The sequence below is a fragment of the Flavobacterium sp. 1355 genome, from assembly GCF_017833415.1.
Lineage (GTDB): Bacteria > Bacteroidota > Bacteroidia > Flavobacteriales > Flavobacteriaceae > Flavobacterium.
The window spans coordinates 51515-67039 of the sequence record NZ_JAFICC010000004.1 but is presented as its reverse complement, the minus strand read 5'-3'; the positions used below and the strand labels follow the sequence as shown (position 1 = coordinate 67039).

Genomic DNA, 15525 nt, shown 5'->3' with positions numbered 1-15525 from the left:
ATCTTATCTATGGAAATTAATGAAAATCTGCAAAACGAACGCAACCTGAAAGGGGCTGAGTTCGAGAAAGCCGGAAATTTTGAAAAAGCAATTGAATTGTATGAGGAAAATGTCGCAGAAAGCTTTAAAGGAAATCATCCCTATGATCGATTGGCTACAATCTACAAAAACCAAAACGATATCGATAACGAAATCCGGGTTTTAGAAAAAGCAATCGTAGTTTATGAAGAAATCACCATTGAAGACCGTCTGGAGGGCCTTCCGAAATTATTCCGCTTTAAAAACCGATTAGAAAAAGCAGTACTTACCAAAGCACAGTTAGCAAAACAAAAGAAAGCAAAATTGAAATAAAAATACTCTACATCATGGCTGCCTTAAAACGTACCAACTCAGACGATACCGATTTTATAAATCTCGTTGTTTTATTAGACAAAGATTTAGCCATCAGAGACGGAGAAGATCACAGTTTTTACAATCAGTTTAATAAAATTGATAAAATAAAACATGTCGTTGTTTTTTATGAAAATGATGTCGCAATAGGCTGTGGCGCTTTTAGAGAAAAAGAAACTGATTCGGTCGAAATAAAACGGATGTATGTGCATCAGGATCATCGAAAAAAAGGAATTGCCTCTCAGGTTTTAGCCGAATTAGAACGCTGGGCTGCAGAAATTAAGTATCCGTACGCAGTTTTAGAAACTGGAAAAAAACAACCCGAAGCCATTGCTTTGTACCAAAAATCAGGTTATACCATAATTCCAAATTATCCGCCTTACGAAAAGATGGATAATAGTGTCTGCATGAAAAAGACTTTATAATAATGAAAATGACAGCCGAAGCATTAAAACAAAAAGTGGGACAATTTTTTTTTCCCGCTGTTTTTATAAACGATACCGAAGAAAATATTCAGGAAACAGAACGCCTTATAAAAGAACATAATATTGGCGGGCTGACTTTTTTTCACAGTCGGGCGAGCGCTGCAACGAATTATGAAAGCAAGAAAAAAGTTGTTTTTAATGATGATAGTTACGAAAAAATCAAAGCCCTGATTGTTCGTTACCAAAAAGCAGCTTCTACTCCACTTTTAATCAGTATTGATGCTGAATGGGGCCTGGCCATGCGTATCGAAAAAACACCGCAATATCCCTACGCAATTACCTTAGGTGCTTTGCCGGAAAGTAAATCTGATTTGGTTTACGAAGTTGGAAAACAAATTGCTTTAGACTTAAAAGCAGCCGGAATCCACTACAATTTGTCTCCTTTGGCGGACATCAACAATAATCCAAATAATCCTGTAATTGGGTATCGTTCTTTTGGTGAAAACAAAGAAAAAGTAGCCCATTTTGCTGTAGAATACTTAAAAGGAATGTCTGAAGCTGGCGTTTTGGGCTGTCTGAAACACTTTCCCGGACACGGAAATACCAATGTCGATTCGCATTTGGGATTACCGGTCTTAAAGGAAACTTTGGAAGAATTATTGGAAAATGAATTATATCCGTTTATAAAAGGGATCGAAAACAATGTCGATTCAATTATGATTGGACATCTAGCAGTTCCGAGCTTAAACGACGGCAAAGATACATCTGCCACTTTATCCAAACCAATCATCCAGACACTTTTGCGAGAGAAACTAGGTTATGATGGTTTAGTTATTTCTGATGCTTTGAATATGCACAGCGTTTCGAAATTATATGACACCAAAGGACAATTAGAATGGGAAGCTTTTAATGCAGGAAACGATATTCTGTGTTTCGCCGAAAATGTTCCGGAAGGAATCGAAGCAATTCTTAAAAATGCTTCGCCGGACCGCATCTTCGAAAGTTATGAAAGAATAAGAAAAGCGAAAGAAAAAGTCGGAATTCTATTAAAGGATACTTTTGCTTCGGGAGAATTAAACTTCAAAAAAGCAGCTGTTTTAAATAGCGAAATTGCAGAAAACTGTATTACAGAAATCATCCATAATTCAAACACAGAACTAGTTTTTGAAGCTCAGAAAAACAACAAACTAGCCAAACTCAGTTTATATAAAAACACAGAAAACACATTCTTCAAAACCTTAAATTCAAAACTCGTTTCACCGGAATTTGCTTTTGAAAACACTGAAGAATCTACGATTTCAGAAATTCAAAAAGAAATTCAAAATTTTGAAACCATCCTAATTTCATTATTTGTTCCAAAAGCAAAACCGGCAAATAACTTTGAGATAGATGATACCGTTTTTAATTTACTTTCTGAATTACTACAAACTAAGAAATGCATTATTTATGTCTTCGGTAATCCATACGTTTTACCATTAATTCCAAATCTTAAAAACGCGTCCGGGCTAATTCAGGTGTATCAGGATTTTGATGAGTTTCAAAAAATGGCAGGAATTAAATTTCTTGAAAAAAGCAACTGTCCCGGAACTCTTCCGGTAAATATTGACATTCAATAACTTACAAAATTTTTATCTGCTATTATAACTAAAAGTTATTACTTAATAAATATTAATAATTACATCTTATTGTAAGTACCCTTACTTATACCCTACTTTTGCACCAAATAAATATTTAATTTAAAAACGAAAAATATGTCTTTAGTAGGAAAAAAATTCCCAAGTATCGCAGTAGATGCTATCTCAGAAATGGGTGATAACTTAAAAATCAATATTTTTGAAGAAGCAGTAAACAACAACAAAAAAGTACTATTGTTCTGGTATCCAAAAGATTTTACTTTTGTATGTCCAACTGAATTACACGCCTTTCAAGCTGCATTACCAGAATTTGAAAAAAGAAATACTATCGTAATCGGAGCTTCTTGTGACACCAACGAAGTACACTTTGCATGGTTAAACACTCCAAAAAACAATGGTGGTATTGAAGGTGTAACTTACCCAATCCTTGCTGATACTAACCGTAACTTAGCTAACATTTTAGGTATTCTTGATATCGAATCTACAAGCTATAGCGAAGATACAGATTCAGTAATCGTTGAAGGATCAAACGTAACTTACAGAGCTACTTACCTAATTGACGAAACTGGAAAAATCTTCCACGAAAGTGTTAACGATATGCCATTAGGACGTAACGTAAACGAATACTTAAGAATGGTAGACGCTTACACTCACATCCAGACTAAAGGTGAAGTTTGTCCTGCAAACTGGGAAGCTGGAAAAGAAGCTATGTCTGCAGACAGAGTAAGTACTGCTGAGTACTTAAGCGCAAACTAATTTTTTTATATAAAGGTACAAAGGTTCACAGGTACAAAGCAGCAAAGGTTTTGCTGCTAATGTTTACAAAGTTTTTTGTTGCCAATTCACAAAGGCTCAAAACTTTGCCCCTTTGAACCTTTGCCTCTTTGAACCTCTAAAAACAAAAACATGTTAATCGACTTAAACGAAGATACGTTAGCAGATTTAGTTGCTAAAAACGAAAAAGTAGTAGTACAATATTCAGCTTCATGGTGTGGAAATTGCCGTATTATGAAACCAAAATTCAAAAAATTAGCCACAGAAAATGAAGCTATCACTTTTGTTTTGGTTGATGCAGAAAATTCTCCTGAATCAAGAAAATTAGCCAATGTGAGCAACCTGCCAACATTTGCCACTTTCGTAAACGGACAATTAGTGGGCGAAACGCAAACCAACAAACAAGAAGTTTTAATCGACCTGGTAAACGCAATTGCTTAATTCATCATTAAGCTTATCAAAATTTAAACTTTGACAAAGCTTTTAAAAACTCCACAAAATGAAATTACCTGTAATAAAGCAATTAACGCAGTTCATCGAAGAAAACGATCAGGATTATATCATCGAAACGATTGAAGTTCTTGAAGCTATGACTGAGATTCCGTCTCTAAAAGATGAAGAATTAGATGTAATTGGCGAATTGATTTCGAATATGTATGGTGCACTTGAAGTCCATAAAATGGTAGTTCAGGGCACCGATAAAAAAGAAGCTTTAAATGCGTTCATGAAACGTGTTCTGGGTTCTATCGACAAATAGTCGGCCTCTTTCAGAGAAAAAACAAAAAAACATGACGGAGAAAGCGTTTCTATTTAGAGACGCTTTTTTTATTTTCAGCTTTCCCAATCCCTTTTTTCAGTCCCCTGCCTCAGATTATATAATGTCTGTCAGGCTGAGCGAAGGCGAAGCCCACGTACGCAGCTCCGTAATTAATATAAAACCTTTCAAAGTTCTAAATTTTGACAAAGCTCTGCTCGCAGTCATACTAAATCTAAAATCTATCCTCCAAAATCTATAATAATTTGGGCGAGACAGTATTTGGAAAAAGCAGGCAAACATACTTTGTCTTTATTCGCCTGCTTTTCCAAATACTGTCGGGCTATACGCACTACTTCGGTAGTATGCTCCTATCCCTCTCGCGGAGACCGGTTTTGATTTCAGTTTCATCATAACATAATCAACATAATCTTGTCATCTGCGTGCCATTTCTTCTTTTAGCCAAATCCTCTAAACAACAAATCAATACTAACTATGACGTTTTTTTCGTTAGTATTAAAACTTGCCTAATTGTTCTTACTGGCAACAACAAATACTTTTAGATTCAAATATTAATCCTTACTTTTGAACCTCATTAATTTAAACAAAAAACATGGCTTCAATAACATTAGGAGGAAATCCGGTTCACACATCAGGCGAGCTGCCAGCAGTTGGAACACAATTAGCTGATTTCAAATTAGTACAAAATGATTTATCAGTTGCTACACTAAGCAATTTTGCTGGTAAAAAATTAGTTTTAAATATTTTCCCAAGTGTTGATACAGGAACTTGTGCAACTTCTGTTAGAAAATTCAATGCAAGTGCAAGCAATTTAGAAAACACAACTGTATTGTGTATTTCAAGAGATCTACCTTTTGCACAAAAACGTTTTTGTGGAGCGGAAGGATTAGAGAATGTAGTTAATCTATCTGATTTTCAAGAAGGAAGTTTTGGAAAAACAAATGGCTTAAATATCATTGATGGGCCGCTTGCAGGTTTACATTCAAGAGCCATTATTGTTGTTGATGAAAACGGAAAAATCACTCATACAGAACAAGTTGCTGAGATTGCAGACGAACCAAATTACGAAGCAGCTTTGGCGGCATTATAATGACATAATGGAGTTTCAAAAAGATAATACTTTTGTAAAAGGCCGACTTAAAAGCGTTACGTACGCTTTTAAGGGAGCAGTAAAATTAATTAGTACCGAACATAGTGTTATGGTACAATTTTCACTGGGAATATTAATGACTATTGCCGGTTTCTATTTTCATATTTCACATGAAGAATGGCTTTTTCAAATTTTTGCAATTGGTCTGGTACTAAGCGTAGAAGGTTTGAATACTGCTGTTGAAAAAGTAGCCGATTTTATTCATCCCAATTATCACGAAAAAATTGGGTTTATTAAAGATATTGCTGCAGGAGCGGTATTTTTTGCCGCAATGACCGCTATCGCAATAGGACTGATCATTTATATTCCAAAATTTGTATAGGCAATACTAAACGAAAGAATGGCAAAAACAACCAAAAAAGAAACTTTAGACAAAAAAAAAGAACCAAAAACTGAGACAACTGTAAGATCTTGGAGGCCAAACAAACAACAACGTTTTGTTTTAGGATGCCTTTTGGTATTATTTTCTATTGCATTATTAGTTGCATTTATTTCCTTTTATATCAACGGACAATCTGACCAGAGTGCTGTCAGCCAGCTTGATGACCGAACAGAGGTTGTACAGAACTGGCTCGGGAAATTTGGTGCTTATTTATCCGATTTAATTGTATACAAAGGTTTTGGATTGGCATCTTTTATTTTTGTGCGACTATTTTTCCTTACCGGAATGTTTTTAGCATTGGAATTATCCCTCAAAAAACTAAAAAATATTTGGTTCTGGGATTTATTTGCCATAATAATTGTTTCTATATTATTTGGCTTTTTTGCAACTTCTGCACCTGAATTGGGCGGAACTATTGGTTATGAGCTTAATTTGTTTTCGCAGGATTATATCGGAAAAACAGGGACTCTATTAGCCCTTCTTTTTGGATTGATCGTGTATTTAATTTTTAAAATAAAATTATCTCCGGAAAAAATTCAATCTTATTTTGATTCAACAAAAAACGACATTAAGACCGAATTAAGCGCACTTAAAACACAGCCCCAACCAGAAAGTGCATATAATCTTGAAGAATTTGCTGTTGAAGAATTTGAGGAAGAACAGGATAATATTCATTTAAAAAGCGAAGATTCTAAATTCGAAATCAACAAAGAAGCTTTAAAACCAACTATTACAAATTCATCAGAAATTGATTTGAATCCGGTTTTAAAACCCCTTCAAATGAACATAAACCCAACAACAGAAGCTCCTGTACATACAGAAGAATTTGTTATTGAAAAAGCCGAAGAAGAGGATATTATAGAAGAAAATCTTGCCTCTCGCCTTGTGGCCGATTTTGGATTATTTGATCCAACTTTAGATCTTTCAAATTACAAATTTCCAACCATTGATTTATTAAAAGAATATTCAACTGGAGGAATTACCATTAATCAGGAAGAATTAGAAGAAAACAAAAACAAGATTGTAGATACGCTTCGTAACTATAAAATTGAGATTGCACAGATTAAGGCAACAGTTGGCCCGTCGGTAACATTATACGAAATAGTACCGGAAGCCGGAATCAGAATTTCTAAAATCAAGAGTTTAGAAGATGATATCGCTTTATCATTATCTGCTCTGGGAATCCGTATTATTGCACCAATTCCAGGAAAAGGAACTATCGGTATTGAGGTTCCGAACAAAAACCCCACAATGGTTTCCATGAAGAGCGTTATTGGGTCCGCTAAATTTCAGGAAGCTGAAATGGAGCTGCCAATTGCTTTAGGAAAAACCATTTCTAACGAAACTTTTGTTGTCGATCTTGCCAAAATGCCCCACTTACTGATGGCCGGAGCAACAGGACAAGGAAAATCTGTTGGATTAAATGCTGTATTGACCTCGCTTTTATACAAAAAACATCCGGCAGAAGTAAAGTTTGTTTTGGTAGATCCAAAAAAGGTAGAGCTTACACTTTTCAATAAAATCGAAAGGCATTATCTGGCCAAACTTCCAGATACGGAAGACGCTATTATTACAGATAATGCAAAAGTGGTGAACACTTTAAATTCACTTTGTGTTGAAATGGATAATCGCTATTCACTATTGAAAGATGCGATGGTTCGTAATATCAAAGAATACAACGAAAAATTTAAATCGAGAAAATTAAATCCTGAAGCGGGACACCGATTTTTACCTTACATTGTTTTGGTAGTCGATGAGTTTGCCGATTTAATTATGACGGCAGGTAAAGAGGTTGAAATTCCGATTGCCCGTTTGGCTCAGTTAGCACGTGCTATTGGTATTCACTTAATTATTGCTACACAAAGACCGTCTGTAAACGTAATTACCGGTTTAATCAAAGCTAACTTCCCTGCGAGAATTGCATTTAGGGTAACTTCAAAAATTGACTCGAGAACAATTTTGGACACTCAGGGTGCCGATCAATTGATTGGACGAGGAGATTTATTATATACTAATGGTAATGATGTTGTACGTGTTCAGTGTGCTTTTATCGATACTCCTGAAGTTGAAAAAATTACTGATTTTATTGGTGGACAAAAAGCTTATGCCACTGCTTATTTACTTCCTGAGTTTGTTGGTGAAGAAAGTGGCATTAATCTTGATATGGATATTTCCGAAAGAGATACTTTATTTAGAGAGGCTGCAGAGATAATAGTCAATGCACAGCAAGGTTCTGCTTCTTTACTGCAAAGAAAATTAAAATTAGGATACAACAGAGCCGGTCGTCTGATCGATCAGCTGGAAGCAGCTGGAATTGTTGGTCCGTTTGAAGGCAGTAAAGCACGCAGTGTCAACATCTCAGATTTGAGTGCTCTTGATCAATTTTTTAATAATGAACAAAATTAACCCCATCATGAAAACGAAAATTCAGGAAATCCAAAACAATTCTATCACTAACATGACTAAAAAGTGCCTGCAAATAGCTGTTATTTTGCTATTAAACATCACTTCTATTCAGGCTCAGGATAAAAAAGCCAAAGATTTATTGAACCAGGTGACAGCTAAAATAAAAAGCTACGATAATATCTCAATTGATTTTAAATATTCTCTAAATAACGCCAAAGAAAATATTAATCAGGACAGCAAAGGAAATGTAATCATGAAAGGAAATCAATATGTATTAAATTTTATGGGAGTTACCAAGATATTTGACGGTCAGAAGACCTACACAATTGTCCCTGAAGATGAAGAAGTTACAATTTCTAAAGTAAACGAAAAAGATGACACAGCTATTACACCTTCAAAAATGCTTACTTTCTTTAATTCTGGTTATAAATACAATATGGATATCGTTCAGAATGTAAAAGGAAGAAAAATCCAATACATCAAATTAGCCCCTACAAACGCTAAAGATCAAAGAAAAGAAATCCTATTGGGTATTGATGTACAAACAAAACATATTTACAATTTGATTGAAACCGGAAAAAATGGAACAAAAACCACTTTGACCGTTAATTCTTTTAAAACCAATCAGCCTTTATCAAAAAATCAATTTACCTTTGTAGCGAGCAAATATCCAAAATACTACATCAATAAATTAGATTAATTACAAGGTTGAAAATTTTAGACAAATACTTATTAAAAACATTTTTGACTACATTTACTACGGTTTTTGTAATCCTGTTTTTTATATTCATACTTCAGACAGTCTGGTTGTTCATTTCTGAACTTGCAGGTAAGGATCTTGATTTGATTCTGGTTGTAAAATTCCTGCTTTTCTCAATGCCAAGAATTATTCCGCTGGTTTTACCACTATCGGTTTTATTAGCATCCATTATGACTTTTGGTAATCTTGCTGAGAATTATGAATTTGCAGCAATGAAATCTTCGGGAATATCACTACAAAGAGCAATGAGGGTTTTAATTATCTTCATTTGTGTCTTAAGCTTTGTTGCTTTTTGGTTTGCAAACAATGTAATTCCCTACGCTGAATATAAATTTGTTAATTTCCGAAAAAACATTGCTCAGGCAAAGCCTGCCATGGCAATTGCAGAAGGACAGTTTAATGATGTAGGAACCTATAATATCAAGGTTAATAAAAAATCCGGTGAGAATGGTAATATTTTGACCGGAGTTACAATTCATGAAAAAGCTAATAACTACGGTGAAAACAAAACTGTAATAAAAGCAAAAAATGGTGAACTGATAAGTAACGAAAAGTCTAGTATTTTAAAATTAGTTTTAAATGACGGCTATTATTATCAGGATGTTACACCAAAAAAATACGAGGATCGCACAAAATTACCTTTCATAAAAGGAGAATTTAAGAAACAAATCATTAATATAGATTTATCAGAATTAAATAAAACTGATGATAGCCAGGAAAGTGTCGGAAGCACAAACGGAATGTTAAATGTTAATGAATTGCGATATACATTAGATTCCCTGAATAAAAACCTAAAGAATGAAATAGTTTCTTTTTCTGAAAATATTAATCAGCGGGTTGGGATTAAAAGTTCCCCGAAAGTATTAAAGACTGAAAAAAAGAAAAAACCACTTCCTAACAATCTTTTGTCCTTATATACAAATAAACAAAAATCTGATCTTCTAAAAATGGCTGCCAGTAATGTGACCAGCAATATTTACTCTATAGAAACGACTCAAAAAGATTTAAAAGACAAGCAAAGAGACATCAACAAACATCTTACTGCACTATACGAGAAATTCGTTATCGCTTTTGCCTGTTTCTTAATGTTTTTTATTGGTGCTCCGCTAGGAGCAATTATAAGAAAGGGTGGTCTTGGTTTGCCAATTGTATTTGCCGTTTTAATTTTTATTACATTTCATTTCATCAATACTTTTGGAAAAAGGCTTTCTCAAGAAGGCGGTATGACTCCTTTTATGGGATCATGGATGTCGTCTTTTATATTATCGCCATTGGCTGTATTACTGACTTATCGCGCTACAAATGATAACGGTTTAATCAACTTTGACGCCATTACGACACCAATATCACAACTATTTCAAAAAATTTCCGAACGGTTTTTCCCTGTTCAAAACAAACAATAATTATGTCAGCAACAAAAATACAACTTAATACCATTGAAGAAGCTATAGAAGATATTCGTCAGGGTAAAGTAATAATTGTAGTCGATGATGAAGATCGAGAAAACGAAGGTGATTTTTTGGCAGCAGCCGAAAAAGTAACACCTGAAATGATCAACTTTATGGCTACACACGGTCGCGGATTAATCTGCACGCCACTTACTGAAAGTCGTTGTAAAGAACTTGATCTACGTGCAATGGTTACGAACAATACAGATCATATGGAGACCGCTTTTACAGTTTCTATAGATTTGAAGGGAAATGGAGTTACTACCGGAATTTCAGCGGCAGATCGCTCTAAAACAGTTCAGGCCCTGGTTGATCCATCTACAAAACCACATGATTTAGCACGTCCGGGACATATATTCCCTCTTATTGCCAAACAAGGGGGGGTTTTAAGAAGAACCGGCCACACAGAAGCTGCAATTGATTTTGCGAGATTAGCAGGTTTTAAACCAGCGGGGGTTATCTGCGAAATATTAAACGAGGACGGGACTATGTCGCGTTTACCGGAATTAATAAAAGTAGCTCAGAAATTTAATTTAAAATTAGTCTCTATAGAAGATCTTGTTGCTTACAGAATGCAGCACGACAGTCTAATTGTTAAAAAAGAGGATTTTGATATTGAAACTCGTTTTGGAACTTTCAGATTAAGAGCGTATGAACAAACAACAAATAAACAAATTCATATTGCCTTAACTAAAGGCACATGGAACCTGGGTGAGCCGATCTTAACCAGAATACACTCTTCTCAAGTGAATAATGATCTTCTGGGAACATTAACTAATAATGCAGAACAACAATTAGACGATATGTTTAAAGTCATTAATGAAAATGGAAAAGGTGCCGTAATTTTCATTAATCAGGATATGACTGCTGTAAACCTTTTAAACAGAATTTCAGAATTAAGAGCATTACAATCTAATGGTACGTTAAAAGCTCCAAAAGTAATCATTGATAGCAAGGACTACGGGATCGGAGCACAAATTCTGCATGATATAGATATTTCTAAAATTAGATTAGTATCAAATACAGAACAAACCAAACGTGTTGGAATGATCGGTTATGGACTTGAAATTACTGAATACGTAAATTACTAATATGGGCACAATAGAAGAGAGAATTTTAAAATCGGAAACCCACATTTTTAAAGCCGTTTTTCCTAGTACAACAAATCATTATGATACTTTATTTGGCGGAACTGCGCTTCATCTTATGGATGAAGTTGCTTTTATTTGCGCAACAAGATTCAGCCGAAAGAAGGTTGTTACAATTTCTACGGGTCAAATTGATTTTAAAAAAGCAATTCCAGCCGGAACTTTAATAGAATTAGTTGCAAAAGTTATGAGTGTCGGAAGAACAAGCTGCAAGATTCACGTAGACATTTTTATGGAACAAATGTATTCTGAACTTCGTGAAACTGTGGTTTCAGGAACTTTTTCTTTTGTTGCAGTCGATGAGAATAAGACACCAGTACCAATTTTAGATGATTTGGAACTATAACTGCAAAAAAATATTTTTCAGAAATACTGATAATTAAGCACTTAAAAATCCTTCAAAAAAAAGTTTAAAAAAAGTGCTCAAAAAGTTTTGAGAACCGAAAAAGCGTCTTATATTTGCACTCGCAATCACAAAATGATAGCGACATACTGGAGAAATGGCAGAGCGGTCGAATGCGGCAGTCTTGAAAACTGTTGACTGTAACAGGTCCGGGGGTTCGAATCCCTCTTTCTCCGCTGAACTCGGGAAGCTTAATAAACAAAAGGCTTCCCGTTTTTTTATAAATAAAAGTGAACAAAAAGTGATCGCTTCAGTTCATACGATTGATTAAATGTCCCCCGCAAACATTTTAATTCTTAAACAAATTAAAATGAAATCAATCTACACTATCCCGAAGGTGGTCAAATATGACGATCTTTCTAAATCCTGGTTTGTCTACTTTAGATACAACAAGGTTCTTTTCCGTTTTAAGTACGGAATCAATTACATTGACAATTATAAAAAAAGAGAAATCGAAGCAAATCTGCTTCGCGATGCACTGCACCAGAAACTTAAAGAAGGTTGGAATCCTCAAATCCCGGACGTAATTACAGCGCAAAGTAATTTAACTTTAATAGATGCTCTTGATTTTGCAATTGATAAAAAGAAATCCAGCATCGGTGTGAAAACCCTCTCCGGATACAACGGCACCATTAAATTCGTTAAAGACGCTGTAAAGACGCTTGATATGTCACAGTTGCCTATCGTTGATGCGAAACGAGTTCACATAAAGCTGATAATGGAAAAAGCAAAAGAGCAGCGCAAATGGACCAACAATGCATATAATAAACATTTGAATCACTTAAAAGCGATCATGAGTGAATTAATCCAATGGGATATTATAGAAACCAATCCTGCACATAAGATAAATAATATGGCCGTTGCGGAAAGCCGAGCCAATGTTCCTGCTTCCGATAAAGATTTTCAAAAAATCAAAATAGAAATGCAGAACAATCATCGTAATTTCTGGAATTTTTGCTCAACAATATTTTATACCGGAATTCGCCCAGAGGAAATCTTGAAAATTACATTAGGAATGATTGATCTTTCTAATTCAAAAATAACATTGCCTGCAGAGATTACTAAAACTAATAAAGAACGTATTGTTCCAATAAATCAACATCTCAGTGAAATATTACACTCCATGAGATTTGAAAATCTACCGGAGTACTTTTATTTATTTGGAAGTTTTAGGCAGCAAGGAAAAGGGAATGTCGGAGCAAAATTAGATTTTATTCCAGGCTCAACTAAATTAAAGAGAGATACAGCAACTAAACGCTGGGAAAGAATCGTAAAAAAAGGATTAGGGATTGATATGAATTTATATGCAATGAAGAAACACGGTGCAAATAAAATGATTTTAGCAGGTGTTTCTATTGACGCTCTGAAGGATTTATTTGGCCATACATCACAAGTCACTACCCAGATTTATATAACGGACCTTAAAGAAATCAATCGTAGAAACATACTGGAGAATGCGCCAGCACTTTAAAATTATTAAGAAGTATATATACATTATCAAAACCCATCTTAATCAGAAATATTCTGTAATGCAAAAATTTCCAGTTATTTCCCTATCTTTAAAGTACCTAAAAATATATTACTATGTCTTTAAATCTTAATTTATTCGATGAAGAACATGTTTATAATCTGTACGAGCTTTATAAACATTCAGTAGAAGAATTACAGACAAATAAATTATTAACTCAAGTGCAATCTATAAAACTACAAACCTTTAAGAAAAGAATGGCCGAAATAGAAGATCACGCTTCCACGAAAAGGAACGAAGGTAATAGGTGGACCACAACAACGTTGCTAAAGCAATGGGGATTGAATCCCACATTGGTACTGGTATTTTATCCTGGATCAAACTCATATAAAAAATATGGACAGACAGTGGTAGCAAATATCGAATATAACGCTACAGACGTAAAGCAAATGTTTGAAAGTATGGAAAATAAATTACCCGCGACACCAGGTTTAATTAAATGTAAATTTATGCCTGATTTTGATGAGCACGAGATGTTAGACACTGCCGATATTTTCGGTACGCGCTTAGTCCAAGAGAGATAAACAAAAAAACATCCAATCGGATGCTTTTTTGTTTATATTATTCTTTCTTTTCAATTTTAATTGTCCGACTCTCCCCACATTCATCGAAAGACTGAGAAGTATATTCTTTACGGCCAAGTAACCGTGTCTTAATTCCTAAGAATTTCCATTGTCTCCTTTCCCAATATGCAACAGCATCAGATTTATTATTAAACTGGCGATCATCAACTATAATTTTAAGAGTTGTACCGTCATATAATGCAAGCCCAGAATTTGTTAAGCATTTAGATGAATCAATCCACCGCTGCTGTTTAGGAACACTATTTTTGATAGCATCGATCAATCCGGAAATATCAGTTTCTCTTTTCGTTGTATCGCGATACTTCAAAGTCTGCGAAATTATACTCTGAATTCGACTTTCTTTTATACCGGCATTTTCCAGTTTCATTTTCAGATCTGAATTTTGATATTGCAGATAATCTTTAAGCTCTCTTTCACTTAAGATCTGACTACTAAAACGCAAGCTATCCGCTTTCCTTTGCTGACTTGCATTTTCAGTTTGTCTTTGATTTTCTGAAATTTGGTACTTGTAATCCTTGTAAAACCAAACTGCAACAGCAATTGCAATTCCTATCAGAATAGTTTTTATGTTTTGGGAAATAATTGATAATTGCATGATTTTACTTTTGAAGAGGTGTAATTGAAATATCTAAATAATACTGTTCGTCAACATAATGATTGTACTGCCCTCCCCGATTAAGATTTATTACATACGAAGATCTTCCACCTGGCAACATTGAAAACATATAATTATTTTCCAAGCCTTCCCCAACAATGCCATTTAGATACAGTGAAAAAGCTTGCAACAATTCTAAATGCGTTTTAGGATCGTTAACCCATGGAACTGCGACCAAATCCATATCTCGGGCCATACTACCATGAAGCAATAAATTGTAACCAAAATCGACAGCAATTTTTTGAAGCTCCAAAAAACAACATGCATAAAAATGAGGTTTAGCTTTTATTGGTTTTTCCATTAGAGCATGTTTTCGTAACGTTCAACAACTTCTGCAATTTTTATAGCCAAAACCTTTTTATTTACGTGATACTTTTTCAAATCATCCGGATTTGAAATAAAGCACAATTCAAGTAGAGAAACAATTCCCTGCTCACGCATCAAACCTAAACTTCCTCTGCGACTATCTTTCTCCGATAAAACTCCACGATTTTTAATTCCTAAAATTGTTGAAGTCGATTCCACTAATTCTTTTGCAAAGCCTTTATCAAGGCGATCTGCGTCATTCCCTATTAAAGCGGTCGTTCCTGTTGCTGCTGATGATACTGCAGCATCAAAATGAAACTCTAAAACAACTGATCCGGAGCCTGTCTGAATTCGTTTTAGATAATCCGCTAAACGCTCATCATCGCTATCGGTGATCACTTTTACTTTACGTTTAAGTAATTCACTAACTACCAAGTTTCTAAATTCAACTGCCAAATCAGCTTCTGTATATCCGTTACCAACCGCTCCCGGATCTACTTTAATTCCTTTCGGATTATGTCCTGCTGAAATAAATGCTGTCATAAATTTTGGTTTTTAATTGTTTCTAATTTCATACTGTCAACTTTAAGATCATATTCCAGTTTATCAATCAGATTATTTAGTTTTTGTTCCTTAAGCCTGATTGATACCCTTTCTTCTTTTACCTTTTTTGGTGGATATTCTTTAGGGATGATTGCTTTGATGCTTGCAAAAGAAAGCACCATAATTACTAATGCATATAAGGCTGTTTTCATAG

19 protein-coding genes and 1 tRNA gene are annotated in these 15525 nt (G+C 34.6%); 16 read left to right on the top strand and 4 right to left on the bottom strand.

Annotated elements, in window-relative coordinates:
• The first annotated feature begins 9 nt into the window (after window positions 1-9).
• The 16 genes from JOD96_RS06155 to JOD96_RS06080 all read left to right on the top strand — a co-directional run bounded on the left by JOD96_RS06155 (window position 10) and on the right by JOD96_RS06080 (window position 13747).
• Window positions 10-351 (top strand): hypothetical protein, encoded by a 342-nt coding sequence (locus JOD96_RS06155; protein WP_209563402.1) that lies wholly within the window; start codon window positions 10-12, stop codon window positions 349-351.
• Between the two features lie 14 nt (window positions 352-365).
• Window positions 366-815: a GNAT family N-acetyltransferase gene (locus JOD96_RS06150; protein ID WP_209563401.1), complete on the top strand. Its 450-nt coding sequence runs from the start codon at window positions 366-368 to the stop codon at window positions 813-815.
• 2 nt (window positions 816-817) lie between these two features.
• Entirely contained in the window at window positions 818-2431 is a 1614-nt protein-coding gene (locus tag JOD96_RS06145) for a glycoside hydrolase family 3 protein (protein WP_209563400.1), read from the top strand.
• Window positions 2432-2566: 135 nt separating this feature from the next.
• Window positions 2567-3205, top strand: coding sequence for a peroxiredoxin (locus JOD96_RS06140; protein ID WP_031453682.1), 639 nt, complete (start codon window positions 2567-2569; stop codon window positions 3203-3205).
• A 150-nt stretch (window positions 3206-3355) separates the two neighbouring features.
• Window positions 3356-3664 (top strand): thioredoxin family protein, encoded by a 309-nt coding sequence (locus JOD96_RS06135; protein WP_007805605.1) that lies wholly within the window; start codon window positions 3356-3358, stop codon window positions 3662-3664.
• A 58-nt stretch (window positions 3665-3722) separates the two neighbouring features.
• Window positions 3723-3980 (top strand): DUF6952 family protein, encoded by a 258-nt coding sequence (locus JOD96_RS06130; protein ID WP_017495510.1) that lies wholly within the window; start codon window positions 3723-3725, stop codon window positions 3978-3980.
• A 610-nt stretch (window positions 3981-4590) separates the two neighbouring features.
• Entirely contained in the window at window positions 4591-5088 is a 498-nt protein-coding gene (gene tpx / locus JOD96_RS06125) for a thiol peroxidase (RefSeq protein WP_209563399.1), read from the top strand.
• Window positions 5089-5095: 7 nt separating this feature from the next.
• Window positions 5096-5470: a diacylglycerol kinase family protein gene (locus tag JOD96_RS06120; RefSeq protein WP_209563398.1), complete on the top strand. Its 375-nt coding sequence runs from the start codon at window positions 5096-5098 to the stop codon at window positions 5468-5470.
• An 18-nt stretch (window positions 5471-5488) separates the two neighbouring features.
• The gene (locus tag JOD96_RS06115) at window positions 5489-7936 is read left to right on the top strand and encodes a DNA translocase FtsK (protein ID WP_209563397.1); all 2448 of its coding nucleotides are present in this window, start codon (window positions 5489-5491) and stop codon (window positions 7934-7936) included.
• Between the two features lie 7 nt (window positions 7937-7943).
• On the top strand, window positions 7944-8636 hold the full coding sequence (locus JOD96_RS06110) for a LolA family protein (RefSeq protein ID WP_209563396.1): 693 nt from the start codon (window positions 7944-7946) through the stop codon (window positions 8634-8636).
• 8 nt (window positions 8637-8644) lie between these two features.
• A complete protein-coding gene (locus JOD96_RS06105) occupies window positions 8645-10099 on the top strand; it encodes an LptF/LptG family permease (protein WP_209563395.1) in 1455 nt (484 codons plus the stop codon).
• Between the two features lie 2 nt (window positions 10100-10101).
• Window positions 10102-11235, top strand: coding sequence for a 3,4-dihydroxy-2-butanone-4-phosphate synthase (ribB, locus tag JOD96_RS06100; RefSeq protein ID WP_209563394.1), 1134 nt, complete (start codon window positions 10102-10104; stop codon window positions 11233-11235).
• Between the two features lies 1 nt (window position 11236).
• Window positions 11237-11638, top strand: a complete 402-nt coding sequence (locus JOD96_RS06095) for an acyl-CoA thioesterase (RefSeq protein ID WP_209563393.1) — start codon at window positions 11237-11239, stop codon at window positions 11636-11638.
• 148 nt (window positions 11639-11786) lie between these two features.
• Window positions 11787-11871 (top strand) — tRNA-Ser (locus JOD96_RS06090).
• Between the two features lie 134 nt (window positions 11872-12005).
• Entirely contained in the window at window positions 12006-13166 is a 1161-nt protein-coding gene (locus JOD96_RS06085) for a tyrosine-type recombinase/integrase (RefSeq protein WP_209563392.1), read from the top strand.
• Between the two features lie 113 nt (window positions 13167-13279).
• Window positions 13280-13747: a hypothetical protein gene (locus tag JOD96_RS06080; protein ID WP_209563391.1), complete on the top strand. Its 468-nt coding sequence runs from the start codon at window positions 13280-13282 to the stop codon at window positions 13745-13747.
• A 37-nt stretch (window positions 13748-13784) separates the two neighbouring features.
• Here JOD96_RS06080 and JOD96_RS06075 read toward each other — a convergent pair whose 3' ends face one another.
• The 4 genes from JOD96_RS06075 to JOD96_RS06060 are packed head-to-tail and all read right to left on the bottom strand — an operon-like array spanning window position 13785 to window position 15523.
• Window positions 13785-14402, bottom strand: coding sequence for a hypothetical protein (locus tag JOD96_RS06075; RefSeq protein ID WP_209563390.1), 618 nt, complete (start codon window positions 14400-14402; stop codon window positions 13785-13787).
• Between the two features lie 4 nt (window positions 14403-14406).
• The gene (locus JOD96_RS06070; RefSeq protein WP_209563389.1) at window positions 14407-14763 is read right to left on the bottom strand and encodes a hypothetical protein; all 357 of its coding nucleotides are present in this window, start codon (window positions 14761-14763) and stop codon (window positions 14407-14409) included.
• Complete coding sequence (locus JOD96_RS06065; RefSeq protein WP_209563388.1) at window positions 14763-15311, bottom strand: N-acetylmuramoyl-L-alanine amidase; 549 nt, start codon at window positions 15309-15311, stop codon at window positions 14763-14765. Before JOD96_RS06065 ends, JOD96_RS06070 begins: the two co-directional genes overlap by 1 nt.
• Window positions 15308-15523 (bottom strand): hypothetical protein, encoded by a 216-nt coding sequence (locus JOD96_RS06060; RefSeq protein ID WP_209563387.1) that lies wholly within the window; start codon window positions 15521-15523, stop codon window positions 15308-15310. Before JOD96_RS06060 ends, JOD96_RS06065 begins: the two co-directional genes overlap by 4 nt.
• Window positions 15524-15525: the final 2 nt, after the last annotated feature.